The organism is Aquimarina sp. AU119 (assembly GCF_900312735.1).
Taxonomy (GTDB): domain Bacteria; phylum Bacteroidota; class Bacteroidia; order Flavobacteriales; family Flavobacteriaceae; genus Aquimarina; species Aquimarina algiphila.
Genome location: NZ_OMPF01000035.1, coordinates 35,452 through 56,428, shown reverse-complemented (window position 1 = coordinate 56,428; position 20,977 = coordinate 35,452). Strand labels below are relative to the sequence as shown.

At 31.8% G+C, this 20,977-nt stretch carries 17 protein-coding genes; 7 read left to right on the top strand and 10 right to left on the bottom strand.

Going from position 1 to position 20,977, the window contains the following annotated elements:
* Positions 1-73 precede the first annotated feature (73 nt).
* The gene (gene rpsO, locus DK442_RS25385; protein WP_109438722.1) at positions 74-343 is read right to left on the bottom strand and encodes a 30S ribosomal protein S15; all 270 of its coding nucleotides are present in this window, start codon (positions 341-343) and stop codon (positions 74-76) included.
* Between the two features lie 166 nt (positions 344-509).
* Between rpsO and DK442_RS25380 the strand changes: the two genes are divergently transcribed.
* The gene (locus tag DK442_RS25380) at positions 510-1,337 is read left to right on the top strand and encodes a hypothetical protein (protein WP_160114357.1); all 828 of its coding nucleotides are present in this window, start codon (positions 510-512) and stop codon (positions 1,335-1,337) included.
* A 120-nt stretch (positions 1,338-1,457) separates the two neighbouring features.
* Here the strand turns inward: DK442_RS25380 and DK442_RS25375 are convergent, their stop codons facing one another.
* From DK442_RS25375 to DK442_RS25360, 4 genes are all read right to left on the bottom strand, one after another.
* Entirely contained in the window at positions 1,458-4,328 is a 2,871-nt protein-coding gene (locus tag DK442_RS25375; protein ID WP_109438720.1) for a GNAT family N-acetyltransferase, read from the bottom strand.
* A gap of 280 nt (positions 4,329-4,608) precedes the next feature.
* On the bottom strand, positions 4,609-5,466 hold the full coding sequence (accD, locus tag DK442_RS25370) for an acetyl-CoA carboxylase, carboxyltransferase subunit beta (RefSeq protein WP_109438719.1): 858 nt from the start codon (positions 5,464-5,466) through the stop codon (positions 4,609-4,611).
* Between the two features lie 66 nt (positions 5,467-5,532).
* Positions 5,533-6,600, bottom strand: coding sequence for a class II fructose-bisphosphate aldolase (gene fbaA, locus DK442_RS25365; RefSeq protein WP_109438718.1), 1,068 nt, complete (start codon positions 6,598-6,600; stop codon positions 5,533-5,535).
* Positions 6,601-6,799: 199 nt separating this feature from the next.
* Entirely contained in the window at positions 6,800-9,373 is a 2,574-nt protein-coding gene (locus DK442_RS25360; RefSeq protein WP_109438717.1) for a BamA/TamA family outer membrane protein, read from the bottom strand.
* Between the two features lie 37 nt (positions 9,374-9,410).
* Here DK442_RS25360 and DK442_RS25355 point away from each other — a divergent pair, with 37 nt between their 5' ends.
* Positions 9,411-10,142, top strand: a complete 732-nt coding sequence (locus tag DK442_RS25355; protein WP_109438862.1) for an RNA methyltransferase — start codon at positions 9,411-9,413, stop codon at positions 10,140-10,142.
* A gap of 6 nt (positions 10,143-10,148) precedes the next feature.
* On the opposite strand, the gene DK442_RS25350 is transcribed toward DK442_RS25355, so the two are convergent.
* Positions 10,149-10,856, bottom strand: a complete 708-nt coding sequence (locus tag DK442_RS25350) for a porin family protein (protein ID WP_109438716.1) — start codon at positions 10,854-10,856, stop codon at positions 10,149-10,151.
* Position 10,857: 1 nt separating this feature from the next.
* The gene (ubiE, locus tag DK442_RS25345) at positions 10,858-11,586 is read right to left on the bottom strand and encodes a bifunctional demethylmenaquinone methyltransferase/2-methoxy-6-polyprenyl-1,4-benzoquinol methylase UbiE (RefSeq protein WP_109438715.1); all 729 of its coding nucleotides are present in this window, start codon (positions 11,584-11,586) and stop codon (positions 10,858-10,860) included.
* Positions 11,587-11,795: 209 nt separating this feature from the next.
* Between ubiE and trkA the strand changes: the two genes are divergently transcribed.
* Both trkA and DK442_RS25335 read left to right on the top strand, forming a co-directional pair.
* Positions 11,796-13,145: a Trk system potassium transporter TrkA gene (gene trkA / locus DK442_RS25340; RefSeq protein ID WP_109438714.1), complete on the top strand. Its 1,350-nt coding sequence runs from the start codon at positions 11,796-11,798 to the stop codon at positions 13,143-13,145.
* Position 13,146: 1 nt separating this feature from the next.
* A complete protein-coding gene (locus tag DK442_RS25335; protein ID WP_109438713.1) occupies positions 13,147-14,643 on the top strand; it encodes a TrkH family potassium uptake protein in 1,497 nt (498 codons plus the stop codon).
* 21 nt (positions 14,644-14,664) lie between these two features.
* Here DK442_RS25335 and DK442_RS25330 read toward each other — a convergent pair whose 3' ends face one another.
* From DK442_RS25330 to DK442_RS25320, 3 genes are all read right to left on the bottom strand, one after another.
* Complete coding sequence (locus DK442_RS25330) at positions 14,665-14,952, bottom strand: hypothetical protein (protein ID WP_143917098.1); 288 nt, start codon at positions 14,950-14,952, stop codon at positions 14,665-14,667.
* A gap of 236 nt (positions 14,953-15,188) precedes the next feature.
* On the bottom strand, positions 15,189-16,376 hold the full coding sequence (locus DK442_RS25325; protein WP_109438861.1) for a pyridoxal phosphate-dependent aminotransferase: 1,188 nt from the start codon (positions 16,374-16,376) through the stop codon (positions 15,189-15,191).
* 40 nt (positions 16,377-16,416) lie between these two features.
* Positions 16,417-17,520 carry an acyl-CoA desaturase gene (locus DK442_RS25320; RefSeq protein ID WP_109438860.1) on the bottom strand — a complete coding sequence of 368 codons (1,104 nt, stop codon included), beginning with the start codon at positions 17,518-17,520 and terminating at the stop codon, positions 16,417-16,419.
* 139 nt (positions 17,521-17,659) lie between these two features.
* Between DK442_RS25320 and rsmG the strand changes: the two genes are divergently transcribed.
* From rsmG to DK442_RS25305, 3 genes are all read left to right on the top strand, one after another.
* Positions 17,660-18,289 carry a 16S rRNA (guanine(527)-N(7))-methyltransferase RsmG gene (gene rsmG / locus DK442_RS25315; protein ID WP_109438711.1) on the top strand — a complete coding sequence of 210 codons (630 nt, stop codon included), beginning with the start codon at positions 17,660-17,662 and terminating at the stop codon, positions 18,287-18,289.
* A gap of 201 nt (positions 18,290-18,490) precedes the next feature.
* The gene (locus DK442_RS25310; RefSeq protein WP_160114356.1) at positions 18,491-19,816 is read left to right on the top strand and encodes a M949_RS01915 family surface polysaccharide biosynthesis protein; all 1,326 of its coding nucleotides are present in this window, start codon (positions 18,491-18,493) and stop codon (positions 19,814-19,816) included.
* A gap of 24 nt (positions 19,817-19,840) precedes the next feature.
* Positions 19,841-20,953 (top strand): YARHG domain-containing protein, encoded by a 1,113-nt coding sequence (locus DK442_RS25305; protein ID WP_109438709.1) that lies wholly within the window; start codon positions 19,841-19,843, stop codon positions 20,951-20,953.
* Positions 20,954-20,977 lie beyond the last annotated feature (24 nt).

Sequence of the window (20,977 nt, the reverse complement as noted above, 5' to 3'; positions counted from 1 at the left end):
AAAACTTTTGGTAATGAATGTTTTTAATTTATAAATATAAAAAAAGAGGCACGTAGCCTCTCTTTTTTTTCAATTATTTTCTTAAATCTAATTCTTTAATAATTGCACGATATCTCATAATATCTTTCTTCTTAAGATAATCAAGTAGATCTCTACGTTTACCTACCAGTTTTACCAAAGAACGCTCAGTATTAAAATCTTTACGATTCTTTTTTAAGTGCTCTGTAAGGTGAGTAATTCTGTGAGTAAACAATGCAATTTGACCTTCTGCAGAACCACTGTCATTCTTTCCTTTACCGTGTTTTGCAAAAATCTCTTCTTTAACTTCTTTCGTTAAATACATTCCAATATTATTTAAATGATTTTTATGTATCGATAGCGCTTTGCTATCAGCGTGCAAATATAATATTTTTTGTATTAGAAATACATTTTATAGTAAAAAACATATTGAAATTAAACGTTTTGACAGATTTCAGGTCTTAATTCTAGTAACGTTAAAATTAAATATTATGAAAAGTAACTTAATTAGATTCAGTGTAATTGTCTTTTTTTCTATGTTTTTAGTTAATTGTGACAAAGATGAATCAGAAAATCAAACTTTACAATCTTTCAATGTAGAAGAGACAGAACTTAATGCCAAAGTAGATAATACTACAGAGGTAATAAGTGATATATTTTTACAAACATATGAACATGAAGAGAGTATTGTTAAAAGTCCTATTCATCCTTTTTTGCCAGAATGTGCTATGGTAACCATTGAGATAACAGGCACTTCAAAAGAAGTGATCGTAGATTTTGGAACCGAAGGGTGTGAAGTGCGTAGTGGATATATTTTAAAAGGAAAAGTACATATGTCTTATACTAGGAATGTCGATGCGATGACATTAGTCATTAATTATACTCTTGAAGACTTCTTTGTAAATGATATTCAGTTTTCTGGATCTAGAACGGTTACAAGACAAAAGGCCAATGATAATGGTAATCCTCAATATATTATGAATATGGATCTGGTAGTTACTTTTGCAGATGGTACAGAGGCATCTAGAACAGGAACCAAAACCCGAGAATGGATTGAAGGTTCTTTTAATGGAAATTGGGGAGATAATGTTTTCTTAATTACAGGAGAGTGGTCAACTAATTTTAAAAACGGAAACATGCATAGTACAACCATTAAGACTCCATTACGTCGTGAAGCTGGTTGTAGATTCCTGGTTAGTGGAGTTGTAGACATGGTAAGAACAAATTATAGTGGTTCATTAAATTATGGAGACGGATTGTGTGATAATCTGGCAATGTTTACAAGTTCTGATGGAGAAGAATATGAAATTAGGTTATGAGCTAAATCAGTTACAAGCATACTTAGAAAAACACCTATAGTCAAATAGGTGTTTTTTATTTGCTTTTATTTAGTTAATAGATTTTAGTTTATCTATTTACTATAGATATAGGAAGAAACGTTATTTGACTTGAAAAATCATTTTGGTTTTGTCTTCCAAAACTTCTACTATTCTTGCACCAAGTTTTTTATAAAATTCAATAAGATTGATACCTTCTTTGCTAACATTTTTACAATAAAATAATGCTTGAGAATATTTTGATAATTTTGATATATCTAGCATGCTTTTAACGATCAGTTTTCCTATTCCTTTTGATTGATACTTTTGTCTTATACACATGGTATCAAAAAATATCGTATGATCTAATAAAGAAGGATCATAATAGCATAAGCTAGAGGCTATTGGGATTCCATCATCTTTTATAATCGCCAGGAAGGTGTCTTTATAATTGGATCTTTCTTTTAATTCTTCTCTGTTATACCTTAAATCGATATCAAATTCTTTTTCAAGGTCAATAATGACCTGAAGAGCATTGTGATCTAGATCAAATAAAATTTCTACTTCTGGAGAAGGAATGATTTTTTTTAAAGTTGTTACTAATTCAGCTTTTAATACCTCAAAATCTTCAATATTTTCTTTTATTTTTAATGTTAGTTGCTTTATCAAAAGATTGCTGATTGATTTAAATTGATTAGAAATTAATTCAAATCCATTCCTTTTATAAAATTTGATTAGGCTTTCTGATTTTTCACCTTTTTCAGTAAGAACATATATTTGAGAAAAACCATCAAAAAGTGAAATTTTAGAATATAATTGTAACATTATTTGTCCTAATCCCAGATTTTGTTTTTCAGAAATGATACCAATAGTATCGAGATAAATAATCTCATTTGATAAGTTAGGGCTTACATAAGATAAAATAAATCCAACAGGTGTTTTGTTTTCATATATCATTATTATCTGAGAAGCTTTTTGCTGTAGTCTTTTTTTGATATCATCAGTAGAATATCTTAATTCGTTAGAAAAAGAATCCTTTTCAATAGATAACAATTCTTCTATCAATTCATCGCTAAATGCTTTGTTAGTAATTTCAATTTTGGGATTAGAAAGCTTTTCACTTAGTTTCTTTGTAAATTTGTCAATCACTTTCTCTTTTCTTTCATTTATAGTTGTTTCATGATAATCAGGTTGGCGATCGATTAACATTTTTGGAGTAGAAAAGCTTGTTTTTTCCTTTTTATGAATTTGCGATATCAATTTATTCTCTTTTATATATTCTTCTACATCAATTTCGAATACTCCTTTATTACCATCAACTAATTTTTCAACTTTATTTGCGCCCACTTGAGTGAACCCATAGTCAATTACACCTTTTAAAGGTTTGTTGTACCCAAGAGCAACAGTATAATGATGTTTTGAATTTGATGAAGAATGAAGTGCAGTGTTGTCAGGATCTACAGATTCAAAATAATATGCTTCATGAAAAGAAATACTAGCTTGTTTCTCGCTAAACTTTTTTACATAATTTACAAAGTTTATTGGTTTTCCATAAGGAGCAGCAAAGATGACCACTTTTTTGGATCCTGCCTGATGCGCATCCATTAGGATTGAATTTAAAATGAATTTCATCGTTCCGTTATTTCCTCTTAACTCAAGAAGACGATTGTCATATTCTACTGTATCTACCAAAATAGTTTTTTGCCCTAATCGATTTACACCTAAGTATAATGTTGCTATTCCGAGAAATTCCTGATAAGGTTCCAACCAAAATTCGATAATCGGTGTCGTTGGATTAAGAGTTAATCTTGTTATTTCTCCATGAAAGAGTCCTGTCGGTTTAAATATACAGCATGATAATCTCTTGTTATCAAACAGTAATTCAGGAATATTTTTAGAACTTCTGACTGCGTATAGTTTTCTGGGTTTAGGTAATTTACCTTCGTAATTTTGTAGGATATCTTTAATGTAGTCCAATTCTAATTTAAGATTATCTATTTTTACTTCTTCATCTAATTTATTTTGTTTTTTTAGAATGGAATGACCTTTATCCAGGGCAGGAGAAATTAGATTAATAATCTCCAAAGCAGCAACTTTATCCTTTTTGTTTTTTAGTAAGGTATAATGTTCTTTAATTATATTGAATAATTTATTTCTATTCTGTTTGATGTCAACTTCTGGTTTTTCATCTTTACTACCTAATATTTTTTTAATGATCTGAAGCAATCTTTCATCCCACTCCGTTTGCTTTTCTAGTTTACTGGGACCGATACTATGAATCTGTGAAGAGTTAAAAATTATATAATCTGTATCAAAACCTTTATGAGATATCTTTCTTAAAATTTCACTGGTGATTTTGTTATTCTGATAGTAGGCTTGAAGACCGCCATAAGTGCTTATCATCTGAAAGTAAAGCATAATATTGAGATCTTCGGACAAAAGTGTATTTATAGATTCTAATAGCCTAATCTTACTCCTGAGGTTAAGGTTTGTATTGGTTGGATGAAGTTCGGTTTTGCTGTATAGTAAACCCATGTATTGAAACAAAATTTCATCAATTATTTTTACTATTTTTTCATCTTCGATAAAATTTATAGTTTCTTCTGAAAAAGCAATACTATGATAATTCTCCTGCAACAGTTTTGATAATGCTTTATAGTGTTTGGGAGGGATAATACTCAGTAATCTTTGATGGAACAATAGGTTTTCTGGGTGATAATCTTCGCGATTAACTATTAAATGTAGATAACTGATTATTTCTGAAATACTATTTAGTTCGTAATTAGATAATAAGTTAAAAAATGAAATGTTAGAGATTCCTATACTTTGAAGATCTGCTAATAAATTTTTAAAAGTATTTTCGTTCTGATTTTTAGATATAAAAATTTCAGGTTTTGGAATCAATGTTTTGGATAGTTCTGATTTTCTATAGTTTTGGAATGGTGATTTTGGGGAAAGTGAATTAGGTTTTGTGATAAGAGTGTTTCTTTTCATGATTTTATGCTTTTAAGCTGTGTATAATCTTTTAAAAGGGGTGTGGTGTTTATCGAGTAGGGGAAATCTGAATATGAATAAATCAATTTTTAGTAGTCTATTGATCTATATGCTTTATAAAACAAAAATATTAGATAAGAATAATGTTTGTAAGAGGGGAATATCCCTTTTTTTTAAGGTAAATGACTGTTTTTGAAAAAGATATGAGATTTAAGTTTGTTTTTTGATAATAAAAAACCCGACATAAAGCCGGGTGAGTTCATTTTTATGTCGATATAGACTAATTCGCTAACGGTCTATTCAAAATTAAATTTAAATATAGATTTATTCGTTGTTTTAATTCTTGTCTAGGGGTAATAAAGTCAAGGAATCCGTGTTCTTTTAAGAATTCTGAAGTCTGGAAACCATCAGGAAGTTCTTTTCCTGTAGTATCTCTTACTACACGAGGTCCAGCAAATCCAATTAATGCTCCTGGTTCTGCAATATTGATATCTCCTAACATCGCAAAAGAAGCAGTAGTACCTCCTGTAGTTGGATCAGTACATAAAGATATATAAGGTATCCCTGCATCTGCTAATTGAGCTAGTTTTGCCGATGTTTTGGCCAATTGCATTAAAGATAATGCTGCTTCCATCATACGAGCACCTCCCGATTTAGAGATAATCATAAATGGAATTTTGTTTTTTAAAGCATAATCAGCAGCTCTAGAAATTTTTTCACCTACGACGCTTCCCATAGAACCTCCTATAAATGCAAAATCCATACAAGCAATAACAATGTCATTTCCGTTGGATTTACCTACCGCTGTTCTAACTGCGTCTTTTAATTTTGTTTTTTCTTGTGCGTCTTTAAGACGATCAACGTATTTCTTCTTGTCTTCGAATTTAAGAGGGTCTTTTGAGGTAACACTTTTGTCTAATTCTTTGTATTTGTTATCATCAAATAGAATTTCAAAGTATTCTTTACTCCCTATTCTTACATGATACCCATCTTCTGGGCTTACATAGAAATTTTTCTCAAGTTGCTCTGCGTCAACAATTTTTCCTGTAGGAGACTTATACCAAAGTCCTTTTGGTACGTCTTTTTTGTCTTCGGTAGCTGTTTGTATACCTTTTTGTGTTCTCTTAAACCAAGCCATAAATTATTGTATTAAAAAAAGCTGAAACTTATTTAAATAAGTTTCAGCTTTGGTTTTTTAGTAGTACTACAATGTATTTACATTGTTTAAATCCTCGAAAGCCTTTTTAAGACGGTTCTTAAAGGTAATTTCTCCTTCTCGTAACCATTTTCTAGGATCATAGTATTTTTTATTAGGTTCTTCTGCTCCGTCAGGGTTACCTATTTGTGTCTTTAGATATTCAACTTTACTTGTCATATAATCACGAATTCCTTCATTAAAGGCAAACTGAAGATCTGTATCTATATTCATTTTGATTACACCATATCCAATAGCTTCTCTGATTTCTTCAAGAGTAGATCCACTTCCTCCATGAAATACAAAATCGATGTGGTTAGGCTCGACATTATATTTTTCGGAAATAAATTCTTGAGAGTTTTTAAGAATTTTTGGTGTTAGTTTTACATTTCCAGGTTTATATACTCCGTGAACATTACCAAAAGCAGCAGCTACAGTGAATTTATCACTTACTTTGCTTAATTCTTCATAAGCATATGCAACTTCTTCTGGTTGAGTGTAAAGCTTAGAATCATCAACATCACTGTTGTCAACTCCGTCTTCCTCACCTCCGGTAATTCCCAATTCAATTTCTAAAGTCATGCCCATTTTACTCATACGAGCCAAATATTCCTTACAAATTTCAATATTCTCTTCGATTGGTTCTTCTGATAAATCAATCATGTGAGAACTATAAAGTGGTTTTCCTGTTTCTTTGAAAAAAGCTTCTCCTGCGTCAAGTAATCCGTCGATCCAAGGAAGTAATTTTTTTGCACAGTGGTCAGTATGCAAAATTACAGGTACTCCATAAGCTTCGGCCATTAAATGTACATGCCTTGCACCTGCGGTAGCTCCAGCTATTGCAGCTTTTTGATCGGCATTAGATAATCCTTTTCCTGCGTTGAATTGCGCCCCTCCATTAGAGAATTGAATAATTACAGGAGAGTTTAATTCTGCAGCGGTTTCTAAAACAGCGTTAATTGTATTAGAACCGATTACATTAACTGCAGGTAATGCAAAACCTTTTTGTTTCGCATATTCAAAAATTGCTTGTACTTCGTCTCCTGTAGCAACTCCCGGTTTGATGTTGTGACTCATAATTTAGTTTTGGTTTATAAGGGTACAAAAATAGTAAAATTATATATAAACCTATACGATTAGTATAATGATTAAAGTACATCAAATTAAACCTGTTGCAAAGAGTAAACAATCAGGTGTGATCATAGGAAATAATATTATAGTGATCCCTTTTGCAAACTAAGAATTAAAATACTGTAATGTTGATAATAAGTGTTTATTAAAAAGGGTAATTAATACCAAAGTTATAAATGGCTTCAGAAAAGTTGTATCCTTTAAACCACCTTTTATCATTATCACTGGCTGGGTTAAAGGTTTTAAAACCAACATCAAGCCTTAAAACAAAGAAATTAAAATCATACCTAAAACCAAAACCACTTCCAACGGCTATTTCTTGTATGTCATCTAGTTTAGAGAATACAGCGTCTTCTTCCTCTACGCTATCTAAAACATTCCAGATATTTCCTGCATCGATAAATAAAGCACCATGAAGAGATCCTAAAATATTATATCGATACTCAAGATTTGATGCTATTTTCATATTAGCTTCATTAAATTCATTTCTTCCTCCACTACTACCAGGGCCAAGGTCATATGCAAGCCATGCTCTATTATCATTTGGTCCACCTCCAAAAAAACTTCGGGCAAAAGGAATGTTATCGGCATTGCCATAGGGTATTGCTATACCTCCAAATGTTCTAAAAGCAATTATATTTTTTCTTCCCAAATCCCAATGTTTGATATAATCCAATTCTGTTTTTGCATATTGTGAAAATTCAACACCAAAAACTTCAAAACGATCATTAGAATTTTTCTTAAGACCAGCTATATCAGAGATCGTACTTAAGACATTACCCGCAAATTCTATTTTAGCTCTAAATCTAGAATATTCTTCGTCATAGAGATTTTCTCTATTGTTTTTTGTATAGGTGTAACTAGAAGCAAGAATTAGATTGTCTTCTGTTAATCGTACTTTACGCTCATTAATATTGCTAATTTCTTGTAACTGATCCGTAGTTAAATTAGAATTTGGAGTTGTGCCTAAAGATTCGTCTATAAAACTATTAGCTCCGCTAGGGATGTTTAAGACAGCATCGTTTATGTTTGGGGTTCCGGTATCTGGTTGTACAAAGAATGGAGAATCTGGCTGAAGTACTTGTGTGGCAATATTGTTTAATCGACCAAATGAAGTTCTGTAAATATTGAAATAATTATTGGTATTTAAATTTCTAACATATTGAACATTAACAATATCTAATTGATTGGTTAGGGTATTGTTTGGTTTCCATTGGTAGTTAAAAACTCCAGTAGCATTTTGTTTATCAAGGCCAATATTCTGCTGAATATTTATCCCAAAGATAAGGTTAGTTGTCGGGGACATGTGTTTTGGGATAATTTTATTGGTTTTGAAGGGGAAAACTATTTTTGGAAATGATAGTTTTACATCGGTTCCAACTTCTGATATGTTGAAGAACTTTTGTCCTCCATCTACAGCATCACTAGAAGAACCAATACTACCTCTGGCAGAAATTTCTAAAATTTCTGCACCTCCAAAAACATTTCTGATTAATAAGGAGCCTCCAAAACCTATTCCAAATGCTTGTATACTAGAAGTAGATACATCAAATTGAACACTTGTACTATATTTTTTCTTGGGGGTTAATAAAATATTGGCAATAAGACTTTCTCCATCATTAGGATCTATGTCGTATCTGATATTTGGATATTTAAACGTTCTTAAGTTATTAATTTGGTTATATGTAAAAGTACGATCCTTGTCTCTGAAAATTTCGCCAGGTGTTATTAAAACAGAATTTGTAAGTGCTTTACGAGTATATTTTATTTTCTCAAAACCATAAATTTTATATCCTTTATAAGAAGTACTGTCTTTTGGTGTTTGATTTCTATTTTGATAAGAGTAATCAGTGAAAATATTTACTTTACTTATTTTATGTACTCTAAAAGGAATTCTTGCTGTAGAATCAGCAAAAGTTACAGGGCGATTCTTTATAAGAAGATTTAAGTTTACTTTGTGACCCGTGTTTATTGTATCTGCATCAAATTTTATGAATTCTTTTTCAAAATGATATAATCCAGAATTTCTAAATAAATATGTTAGTCGTTCTCTTTCCTCTTCTATATCTGATGTTTTGTATTGTTTTCCAGAAATAATTGTCGATTTTTCTGTATGGAGTTGATAAATAGAATCAGCGACTGTAGACTCTATTTTGGAGGTTAGGGAATCGATTAAATAGGGTTGATGAGGTTTTACATAATAATCTACTGTGGCTGTTTTATTGTCTTTTGTGTTAATTTTATAGTCAGCTTCAATATTAAACCAGCCATTATTCCAATAATATGATTGTAATCTTTTTACAGACCGTTTTATTTTGGATTCATCAAGAATAGATGGTGATTCTCCTGTGCTTTTTACCCATTCGTTTATTCCATTTAAACCAACACCTAAACGATCTACTTGTTTTTTAGAAAGAAAACGAGTAATTCTCTTTTTCCTTTTTGGTTTTCGTACCAACCAATCTTTATATAAAGAATCTTGATTAACTTTGGCTAAGTTATATATATGAAGCCTGACAGGAATTCCTAATAGTTTGGTGTTAGGTTTTTGGTATAATTGATTGTAGAGCTTAACGTCTTTGGTTTTAACGCTATCAACAAAAATTTGATTTTTTTCTAATAAATATTTGCTTTCCGGAACTCTTTTTACCGCATCACACGAAAATAAAAAGATGGTGGTTATAGTAATTAATAATATTTTTGTCAGAAAGTCTTTCAATCCATATTCATTATTGATTCAAAAATACACTATTTGTATGGTTAGCAAAAACCAAAAGAAACTAATAAAGAGTTTATATCAAAAAAAATACCGAAAACAACATGGTTTATTTGTTGCTGAAGGTAAAAAGGTGATAAAAGAGTTACTTGAAGCTGGTATGAAGCTGCATTCTCTTTTTACTTTGGATCCAAATATTTTTGATATTCCTACATCATGTGAGTATGAAATCAACAAAGAAGAACTAAAACAGATAAGTTTTTTAACCACACCACAAGTCGCTTTGGCAATATTTTATATTCCAGAAACCAAAAAAGTAACCTTAGATCATTTAATTCTTGCATTAGATGATGTTAGAGATCCTGGTAATTTAGGGACTATAATTCGATTGTGTGATTGGTTCGGGATAAAAGATTTAATTTGTTCTGATCAAACTGTCGATTGCTATAATCCAAAAGTCATTCAGGCAACAATGGGGTCTATAACGAGAGTAAATATTAGCTATGTAGATTTGAAAGAGTTTTTAACAGATAAAGTGGGTGTTTTAAAAGTTTTTGGGACTTTTATGGATGGAAATTCTATTTATGCAGAAGAATTACCAGAACAGGCCATTGTAATAATGGGGAATGAAGCAAACGGAATTTCAAAAGATGTTCAAGATATTATCGAACACCAAATTACAATACCTCAGTTTGGGGCTAGTAAAGAAACAGAAAGTCTTAATGTAGCTACTGCTACAGCTATTGTTCTTAACGAATTTAGAAGATCTTAAACTAGACTATTGGAATGTGAAATTTATAAAAATTCCTCTTGTTGACATCTTGTCAATAGTTGATGTATATGGACTATTAGGGTCATTGTCTTTTACCAATTCATCAGACATGGCAAACACTCCACGTATCGAAGGAGTGAATTTAAAATAAAATAAATAAAGATCTACCCCAAAACCAATCTCATAATAATTGGTATTCGTTTTCATTCTAAATTGTCCTGCATTATTATCGTCAGGATTATCTTCATTACTGGATAGGTTGAGAGAGGTAGAAATACCACCTACAATAAAAGGTTTAATATTGTTAATTCGTTTAGTAGATATCTTTAATAATAGAGGTATGTGAACATATGTCGATTTTACTTCTCTATTAGCGTCAAAATCGGTAGTGAATTCTGGGCTAGAAAAGGTGAGATTACGTGTGGTGAAAGTAACCATTGGTTCTAGTCTAAGATCAAAATAATCATTAATTCTCATATTCCCTAAAAGCCCAACACTAAAACCTGTTGTTTTATCTACGATAATATCTGTATTTGGAGCATCAGCAGTATAATCAAAATTAAAATCATAACTATTGAATCCAAGAATATAACCGTAACTAAACCTAGGTTTATCAAAGTTCTGAAGATTTTGAACTTTTTCTTTAGAAAATAATTGAGCACTCAAGTTTTGAGTACATACTAAAACAGCAATTAAGATAAATAGTTTTTTCATATTATTTTGTGGCTGTATAAATTGTAGCAACACCAAAAGTTTGTGGGTTATCTTTGACTTCTATAAACCCAATTTTTCTCAAAATATTGTTGAGTGCTTCTCCATAAGGAAAAGCAGCTGCACTTTCACGTAGATAGGAGTATGCCGATTTGTCTTTGGAAAACAACTTTCCTACAAGAGGTAAAATGGTACTCGAATAAAACTTGTACCCTTGTTTATAGGGCGTTTTGGTTGGAATAGAAGTTTCTAGAATTACAAATATTCCACCGGGTTTAAGAACTCTGAAAATTTCAGAAAGTCCTTTCTCTAAATTTTCAAAATTTCTTACCCCAAAAGCTACGGTAATTGCATCAAAATAATTTTCTTCATAAGGTAAACTTTCGCTGTCTCCTTGTACCATATGAATTACATTATCTAGTTTTTTAGCCGTAATTTTATGTTTTCCTACATCTAGCATTCCTGCAGAAATATCAAGGCCTATTATTTCTGATGCCCCTGTTTTAGATAAATTAATAGCTAAATCACCTGTTCCTGTAGCTACATCCAAAATTCTTTCAGGATTGGTTTTACTTACAAGACGAACTACTTTTTTACGCCATTTCACATCTATACCGAAAGAAATAACACGATTTAGCCCATCATAGTTTTTGGAAATCGTATCAAACATCTCGGCGACCTGCTCTTTCTTAGATCTCGATTTATCTTTATATGGTGTTATTTTTTCAGACATTCAAAAAAATTTAGGCAAATATACATTTTTGATATTGATCGTCAGAATAGATTTTAATTAAGTTGGTGATAATCAAATTTTATCAGTTACTCAATTTACATTATCTTTGTACGCTTTTATATTCTAAGATTCTTTACTTGTTATATTTTTAGTAAAAAATAAATCTTAGATTGATTTTATCTTTAGATGGAAAACAATAAACAAAACCAATGAAAATCATTATTGCCGGAGCTGGTGAGGTGGGGTTTCATTTGGCTAAATTACTCTCTTTTGAGTCTCAGGACATTACGCTTATAGATACAGATAAGGAATGTCTTAACTATGCAGATACTCACCTAGATATTAGAGTTATTAAAGGGGATTCTACATCAATTGCTATATTAAAAGAAGCAAGAGTAGAGAATGTGGATATGGTGATCAGTGTCACCTCTAGTGAAACAACAAATATCACAATATGTGTATTAGCAAAGCAATTAGGAGCTAAACGTACTATTGCTAGAATTTCGAATGCAGAATTTATAGAAAATAAAGAAGAGGTCGGGTTTACAAAATTTGGAATAGATGAATTGATTTCTCCAGAAGCTCTTGCGGCCAGTGAAATTGAACTCCTTCTTAATCAATCTGCATTTCATGGTAGTTATGAGTTTGAAGATGGAGCGTTAACTATGGTGGGGACGACATTGTCTAAAGAAGCTTTATTTGTTGGGAAATCGGTTAGAGAAGCCGCAGATGTCTTTCCAGAATTACATTTTATGCCAATTGCTATTCAGCGGTCAGGTACTCAATACACCTTAATACCAAGAGGGGATACAACTTTTAAAGAAGGAGATCAGGTGTATTTTGTAACTTCTCAAGGTGGGGTAGAAGAACTCTATAAATTGACAGGAAAAGTAAAAGAACAAATCAAGAATGTTATGATTCTTGGAGGAAGTAAGATAGGATTTAAAACTTCTTGTGACCTCTGCGATCATAAGTTTAGAGTAAAACTTATTGAGAAAGATAGGGATAAGTCTTTTGATCTTGCTGATGATTTGCCGAATGCTTTGATAATTAATGGTGATGGGAGAAATGTTGAGTTATTGCAAGAAGAAGGTATTGATCGTATGGATGCTTTTATAGCCGTTACAGGGAATTCTGAGACTAATATTATGTCGTGTCTTGTGGCAAAATCTAAAGGAGTAAGAAAGACTATTGCATTGGTCGAAAATATGGATTATTTCCAATTGTCACATTCTATAGGTATTGATACTCTAATAAATAAAAAGCTATTAGCTGCTAACAATATTTTTAGGTTTATTAGAAAAGGAGAGGTCGTTGCTATGACCAAACTTAATAATATGAATGCCGAATTACTTGAGTTTATTGTTAAGCCAACTTCAGAAGTAAGTGAGAACCTGATAAAAGATTTAGATTTTCCAAGGTCAGCAATAATTGCAGGAGTGATACGAGACGGAATTGGAATGATCCCATTGGGTGATTTTTATATTCAGGCAGGAGATAGAGTCGTGGTATGCTGTCTTCCTAAATCCATTAAGAAGATAGAAAAGTTGTTCTTGTAAGATGTCTAGATTAAACTATAAAATCATCTCGCACATTATGGGGTTATTACTACTCTGTAATGGTTGTTTCATGTTAATTGCTGCGATCATTAGTTTTATTTATAAAGATGGTGTTACCATAGAGATCATGATGGCGTCTTTTGCTACGATGTTTATTGGTATAGTGTTGATGTTTTTAACAAGAGAACATCAAAAAGAAATTAATAAACGAGAAGGATATATCGTAGTAACGTTTGGGTGGATTTTTATGTCGCTCAGCGGAACCCTGCCATATTTGTTTTCTGGTGCTATTCCTGGATTTACGAATGCCTTTTTTGAGACCATGTCTGGATATACGACTACAGGAGCTTCTATTCTCAATGAAATAGAAATTGTTCCGAAAGGAGTGTTGTTTTGGCGTAGTTTAACACATTGGATTGGTGGAATGGGAATTATTGTGTTAGCTATCGCAATTTTACCGTTGTTAGGAATAGGGGGGATGCAACTTTTTGCTGCCGAAGCTCCGGGTCCTAGTGCAGACAAATTACATCCAAGAATTACAGATACTGCAAAACGATTATGGTTGATTTATTTTGGATATACAGTTGCTGAAACCATTCTTTTGAAACTTGCAGGAATGAACTTTTTTGATGCTATAAATCATGCGTTAAGTACATTGTCTACTGGGGGGTTTTCTACTAAAAATGCTAGTGTAGCATATTGGAATGATAAACCGATTATACAGTATATTATTATATTATTTATGTTCCTGGCTGGAATGAATTTTGTCCTTAGTTATTTTGGGTTTAAAGGTAAGATTCAAAAAATTATAAAAGATGAAGAATTCAAGTTTTATACTTTATTTACCGTTGTATTTACCCTAATTGCTACGGTTGTGATTTACTTTAAATCTGATCCATCTATTTCATCGATTGATCATCCAATGGTATGGGGAGAAGCGGAAAGTGCTTTTCGTCATGCTTTGTTTCAAGTAGTAGCTGTAATTACCACAACAGGATTTGTTAGTGCAGATTTTACAATGTGGACTCCGTTTTTGACTATTCTTTTCTTTGGGATTATGTTTTTAGGAGGGTCTGCAGGTTCTACTTCAGGAGGTATAAAAGTAATGAGACATTTAATAACCATTAAAAATGGAATTTTAGAATTTAAACGTACTCTGCATCCAAGAGCGATTTTACCAGTTCGATATAATACAAAAGCAGTTTCTAAAGAAATTGTATTTAATATAATAGCATTTTTTATTCTATATATGCTGGCATTTATTATTGGGTCAGTGGTGCTTGGAGCTTTAGGGTTAGATTTTGAAACAGCAATAGGAGGAGCCGCATCCTCTTTGGGGAATGTTGGTCCTGCTTTTGGTAAACTTAGTCCAGTAAATAACTTTGACGTGCTTCCTGATATTGGGAAATGGTGGTGTTGTTTCCTTATGTTAATAGGAAGGCTAGAGCTCTTTACAGTGTTGATACTTCTTACTCCGTTCTTTTGGAGAAACAGATAAAGGTCGAAAAAGATTTCGCAATTATTGCATTTGCCAATTCCAGGTTGCAGATGAGTTTGGTAATGTAGTCCATAGCTCCGCCACTTTCTTAATAGTGTCTTTTACCTTTCCTGTAATACTATCAAGATGTTCTTCTTCTATAAAGAAAATATCTAATATGGATTCATAATATCTAAGGTAATTAGATCCGGATTCCTTTTTAGGGTTAATATTTAAGATCTCATCATCTGTTTGGTATACATTGAAGTTTTCTCGGTAAAGTTCAAGTATATTTTTTTTGACGATACGTTCTTTTTCCATGGTGTCCATGACGATTTGGTTTAAGTTGGTTTTATAATCACTGTTTTAGGTTAATACAGCTTATTTAAGTAATAAAAGAGTATAACTTTAATTTTGTTTGTTTAGTATATAAGAGGATGAATTAATAATGATAAAATAAGGTTAAAATTTGTTAGTGTTTTCCAAAAAAACAAACAGATTAAAAAAACCGATTATCTTATGGTGGAGATAACCGGATATTTTTTAAAAATAAAGCAATAAAGTAATTAGCTAACAGCTTCTTTAATTCTTTTGATTGCTTCTATAATTTGTTCTTTACTTGCAGCATATGATATTCTAATGCAGTTGCCATTGCCAAAAGCTACACCCGTAACTGTTGCTACATTTGACTCTTCTAATAAAAACATAGAAAAATCTGTTGCGTTTTCTATGGTATGCCCTTTAATTGTTTTTCCAAAGTAATATGAAATATCAGGAAAAACATAAAATGCTCCCTCAGGTTCATTGCATTCAAATCCAGGAATTTCGGATAGCAGATTAAGGATTAATTTTCTGCGTTCTTTGAATTCATCAACCATGTACTGGATTTTGCTAACTGGAGCTTCTAGTGCTGTAATTACCGCACGTTGGGCGATACAATTGGCTCCACTAGTTACTTGGCCTTGCATTTTATTACATGCTCTGGCAATTGTAGCGGGAGCTCCAATATATCCAATTCTCCATCCAGTCATTGCAAATGCTTTTGCAACACCATTAACAGTTACTGTACGGTTAAACATATCTTCAAATTGAGCCATTGATGCATGGCCTCCAACGTAATTAATATGTTCATAGATTTCATCACTTACCACAATGATATTAGGATGTTTCTGTAATACATCTGCTATTGCTCTTAACTCTTCTTTACTATAAATAGATCCGCTAGGGTTACAAGGAGAACTATACCATAACATTTTAGTTTTTGGTGTGATCGCTTTTTCTAGCTGCTCTGCAGTTATTTTAAAATCAGTATCAATTGCAGTCTTTACTTCAACAGGTACTCCTCCTGATAGTTTTACGATATCGCTATAGCTTACCCAATATGGGCAAGGAAGAATTACCTCATCTCCTGGGTTTAGGCATACTTGAGCAACGTTATAAAGTGCTTGTTTAGCTCCTGTAGATACAACAATTTGTGAGCGATCATAAGTGAGGCTGTTATCACGCTTAAATTTTGTTATAATCGCGTCTTTTAATTCTACATATCCATCAACAGGAGTGTATGAATTGTAATTATCATTTACAGCTTGAATAGCTGCATCTTTGATGAAGTCTGGAGTGTTAAAATCCGGCTCACCCAGGCTAAGGCCAATAATGTCTTTTCCTTCTGCTCTTAATTCTCTTGCTTTCGCAGCCATGGCAAGTGTTGCGGATGCTTTAAGCGCGTTAATTTTGTCTGATAACTGAATACTCATTTCCGATACTTGTGTGCTCATTTTAATTGGTAAATAAAAGTTATGATTGTATTGTCGCAGGCTTCATCCCCATTTCCTTAAGGTGTTTGAAATGTGCAATGATAGCCTTGCGAGTACTCTTGTATTCATTATATGGTAAATTAAATTCTAATGCCGTTTGTTTTACGATTTTAGAAATTTTGGTATAATGAACGTGGCTTATATGTGGAAAAATGTGGTGTTCCACCTGATGGTTCAAACCGCCAGTAAACCAATTGACTAATCTATTTTTTGTTGAAAAATTAACTGTTGTAAATAACTGATGGATAGCCCATGTGTTTTTCATAGTACCTGTTTTATCTGGTATTGGCATTTGCGCCTCTTCTACCATATGAGCAAGTTGAAATACAACACTTAGTATTAATCCTGCAACATAATGCATTACAAAAAATCCTATTAAGATTTTCCACCAGGCTATAGACATAAAAATCATAGGGATTACAATCCAGATAGATACATAAATAATTTTGGTAACAACAATTGTACTCCATTGTTTTAAGGGACTTGGTAATTTGCCATATGAAAGCTTACGGGCCAAATAATTTTTAGTTTGTTTAAAATCTGTTGTAAGTGCCCAATTAAAAGTTAGCAATCCATATAAAAATATGGAATAATAGTGCTGAAACTTATGAAAACGTCTCCATTTTGCATGCTTAGTAAAACGAATAACTCTTCCTGCATCCATATCCTCATCATGTCCATGAATATTTGTATAGGTATGGTGAAGAACATTATGCTGTACTTGCCAATTATAAACATTGCCAGCTAGAATGTATAAACTACTTCCCATTAACTTATTGATCCATTTTTTTGAAGAATATGAATCATGATTACCATCGTGCATTACATTCATACCTACACCAGCCATTCCTACTCCCATTATTATAGTTAGCAATAGCATCCACCATTGTGAAATGTCAAGCGTAAGCATTAGGAAATATGGAGTTAAAAACATAGAGAACATAACAATTGCTTTCAGGTGTAACTTCCAGTTTCCTGTCCGTTTGATGTTGTTTTCCTTGAAATACAAGTTAACACGTTTGTTAAGTGTTCTAAAGAATTTTGCAGAATCTACTCTGCTAAAACGTATGTTAGGTGTAGTCATCATTATTGAGGTTTATAACCAAACGTTATTGATTATAATTATATTGGGTAAAGTTAGGTATTTAAATTTTTTTAAGTTCCTAAAAAGAAGTAAAATATATGATCTTAACATGTATTTTTGTGCTTTAATTTAATTATTGATGGATATTATACTAAAATACTTCCCGAACCTTACAGAAGAACAAAAAGTTCAGTTCTCAAAACTGGGAGAATTATATGCAGAGTGGAACGCCAAAATTAATGTGATTTCGCGTAAAGATATTGAATCACTTTATGAACGGCATGTATTACATTCTCTTGGAATAGCCAGGGTTATGAAGTTTGTTCCCGGAGCGAAGGTATTAGATGTTGGTACAGGAGGAGGTTTTCCAGGGATACCATTGGCAATTTTATTTCCAGAAACTCAGTTTTATTTAATCGATGTAATCGCCAAAAAGATACGTGTTGTTAATGAAGTAGCTAAAGCACTGAGTTTATCAAATGTAAAAGCAGAGCAACGTAGGGCGGGAACTTTTGATGATCGTTTTGACTTTATAGTGAGTCGCGCAGTTACCAATATGCCCGATTTTGTAAAATGGATTCGCAAGAACACTTTGAAAAAGGATAAACACGAATTTCAAAATGGTATTTTGTATCTTAAAGGGGGTGATCTAACCGAAGAATTATCGTTATTCCCAAAAGCAATAGAATATAAACTTTCTGATTATTTTGATTCTGAGTTTTTCGAAACTAAAAAAGTAGTGTACTTGCCATTAAAATATAAAGTTTAATGTTTGCTATTTACTGCGAATAATAATAAATGATTATCAAATATTAATTAAAATCAAGCAAGTTTTTATCGCTGATAGATATCATTAAAATTAAAAGTATTTTAGTGTTTTAAAATTACCGTTCAAACCCTTTTTTGTAGAATGTGTGTTTTAAACCATTAGAACCGATATAAAGAGGCAAATAATTTAAGATGATTCTGTATGATAAAGAAATTACTAACATGTTTACTTATACTGATTTTTATATCCTGTCAAGAGCAAATTAGTAAGTCACAAACTGAGACGAGTCATAAAGATTCCAAAATAGACTCGATAACGGTAATGAAAACAGAAACTCTTGACCAGGTCGTTCTTATAGAGCCATCAAAAGAGCTTTCTAAGGAAGAAATTCAATCCCTTTTTACAAAGAAGATAAAAGATCAGTTAGGGATAAATTATGGGATTTGGAAAGCATATGTTTATAACGACCACGAAGGTGAACATTATGCAGTTTTTACAGAACACTTTTTAAGAACCAATGAAAAGGAAGAATCGCTGTATGATAGTATTAGGGCATTTAATTTAATATATAGAGATAAACAATTTAAAATTAATTATACTACAAATGATTTTAAAAAGGAAGGTGAAGAATCAATTTGGTTTTGGACAAAATATTCTGAGTTTTCAGATTGGGATAAAGATGGGTTGATAGATCCTTTAGTTATTTATGGTTCATCAGGTCAAGACATGTATAATGATGGAAGGGTTAAGATTTTAATTTATTATAAAGGGAAAAAAATAGGAATACGACATCAGAATAGTGAAGTGGATGATGAACGATATACTACTGTGGATAAAGAGTTTTATATGTTGCCTGTCAAAATACAGCATGTAGTAAAACAAAAGATGCAGATGATGATAGAGAAAGGACATGCTTATTTCCCTGGAGGTTGGAAAAAGGAAATGGCATTGGGAGCTACCCATATGGGGGGAGGAAATCAAACAAAATATAGCGATGAAATAGAAGCTATAGATGGATATACTCCGGATAATAACAAGTTTTATTTAAATTATTTGGTTGTAAATCAGCTTCAAAAGATGAAAAAAGCACTTGCAGATCAAAATAAGGTAGAATTGTCTAAATTTATTGACTTTCCCACCAAAGATTATCTATTTGTAAAAAGAGATGAAGAGTTAAATAAGCTCATAGAAGCTCAAAATGGGTACTTAACGCGACAAGTCTTTATTGAAAAATCAACCATACTATCAGAAAAAAGTCACCCAAGTCTTTATCAACTATTTCAGCATTTGGATTTAAACGCATTAAAAGATAGTTATACAGTAGATAAAACGGTTGAAATTCCCGGAGATAATTGTGATTATATATATTCAATATATTTGAATGAAAATAAGTTATCTATTAGTTATGGGATAAATACGGGTAGAGATGCAGAAGAGGAAGAGGCTTGCGGAGAGTATAATATATTTTTATATTTTACTTTAGAAGGAGATAGATTGATATATGATAGGAGTGATATGGCAGGATAAACTTGATTTTTATAAATTGTGAATATGAAGTATAGTATACGATGTCTTTTATGGTTGCTTATAGCAACTACACAGGTTTTTTTTGCCAATGATGGAGCCTATTATGCAAGTGGAAATCATTTGGTTCCTATAACCGATGCAGATATTGCTGTTACAAAAGAAATATTGAAAGTAACCCGGTATAAGGAAGAGTTTTTGAGTGTAGATGTATACTATGAGTTTTATAATCATGGTAATGACAAAAAGGTTCTTGTGGGTTTTGAAGCACCTTCTCCTTCTGGAGATGTAGATGGATATCCCATTAATGGAAAGCATCCATATATTAATAGATTTTCAGTAGAGATGAATACTGTTAACCTTTCTTACAAAACTGCTATCGTTTCAGATAGCTTATATTATAAAAATGGTGAGATTCTGGCAAAGACAGAAAATGAAGTTATAGGGAGTGATTTTAATACCAATGACCCCGAATTTTATTATGTCTATCATTTTAATGCAAATTTTAAAAAAGGAAAGAATGTAATTAGGCATAAGTATATCTTTAAGCTTTCGGGTTCGGTAATGGATAAGTATTCATTTGATTATATATTAACTGCTGCTAATCGTTGGTCCAATAAGCAGATAGACGATTTTACACTTATTGTTGATATGGGAAATGAAGCGAGTTTTAGTATCAATAAGTCATTTTATTCCGGTAATGAGGATTGGGAAATAACAGGAAAAGGATTGAAGAGTTTTAATAAAGAGAGGGAATTTACAGATTTTTATATTGAAGAAGGTTCCCTGACATTTCATAAGAAAAATTTCGTGTCCAAAGATGAGTTATATATATCGTCATCCAGGAATTTCCAGTATTGTCAAAAAGAAGAGTTTGATGCACAAGAATGTACAATTATTCCTTTTGATATTTCCTTTCAGGAAAAATTACAAGATGTAAAAGATGAAAAATCGTATAAGATTTTAAGAAATTTACCCTATGCAAGGAGAGGATATGTTTTTAAAACAGATTTTATACAAGCATATTATCAGAAACAATCCTGGTATACAAAAAATCCTACTTATGTTGCAGAATTAGAACCTTTGACAAAAGCAGAGAAAAATTGGTTAAAGTTTTTAAAAGCTAATGTCTCTTTCTAAGACAAGGCATTAAAAGTAACAACG

Excerpts from the sequence above, each read along its gene's own strand:
- rsmG (WP_109438711.1), top strand. The coding sequence starts at position 17,660 with ATGGATATTATACTAAAATACTTCCCGAACCTTACAGAAGAACAAAAA.
- ubiE (WP_109438715.1), bottom strand. The coding sequence starts at position 11,586 with ATGTCTGAAAAAATAACACCATATAAAGATAAATCGAGATCTAAGAAA.
- DK442_RS25335 (WP_109438713.1), top strand. The coding sequence starts at position 13,147 with ATGTCTAGATTAAACTATAAAATCATCTCGCACATTATGGGGTTATTA.
- trkA (WP_109438714.1), top strand. The coding sequence starts at position 11,796 with ATGAAAATCATTATTGCCGGAGCTGGTGAGGTGGGGTTTCATTTGGCT.
- DK442_RS25310 (WP_160114356.1), top strand. The coding sequence starts at position 18,491 with ATGATAAAGAAATTACTAACATGTTTACTTATACTGATTTTTATATCC.
- DK442_RS25380 (WP_160114357.1), top strand. The coding sequence starts at position 510 with ATGAAAAGTAACTTAATTAGATTCAGTGTAATTGTCTTTTTTTCTATG.
- DK442_RS25330 (WP_143917098.1), bottom strand. The coding sequence starts at position 14,952 with ATGGACACCATGGAAAAAGAACGTATCGTCAAAAAAAATATACTTGAA.
- DK442_RS25325 (WP_109438861.1), bottom strand. The coding sequence starts at position 16,376 with ATGAGTATTCAGTTATCAGACAAAATTAACGCGCTTAAAGCATCCGCA.
- DK442_RS25320 (WP_109438860.1), bottom strand. The coding sequence starts at position 17,520 with ATGACTACACCTAACATACGTTTTAGCAGAGTAGATTCTGCAAAATTC.
- fbaA (WP_109438718.1), bottom strand. The coding sequence starts at position 6,600 with ATGAGTCACAACATCAAACCGGGAGTTGCTACAGGAGACGAAGTACAA.
- DK442_RS25350 (WP_109438716.1), bottom strand. The coding sequence starts at position 10,856 with ATGAAAAAACTATTTATCTTAATTGCTGTTTTAGTATGTACTCAAAAC.
- DK442_RS25375 (WP_109438720.1), bottom strand. The coding sequence starts at position 4,328 with ATGAAAAGAAACACTCTTATCACAAAACCTAATTCACTTTCCCCAAAA.
- DK442_RS25355 (WP_109438862.1), top strand. The coding sequence starts at position 9,411 with ATGGTTAGCAAAAACCAAAAGAAACTAATAAAGAGTTTATATCAAAAA.
- rpsO (WP_109438722.1), bottom strand. The coding sequence starts at position 343 with ATGTATTTAACGAAAGAAGTTAAAGAAGAGATTTTTGCAAAACACGGT.
- DK442_RS25305 (WP_109438709.1), top strand. The coding sequence starts at position 19,841 with ATGAAGTATAGTATACGATGTCTTTTATGGTTGCTTATAGCAACTACA.
- accD (WP_109438719.1), bottom strand. The coding sequence starts at position 5,466 with ATGGCTTGGTTTAAGAGAACACAAAAAGGTATACAAACAGCTACCGAA.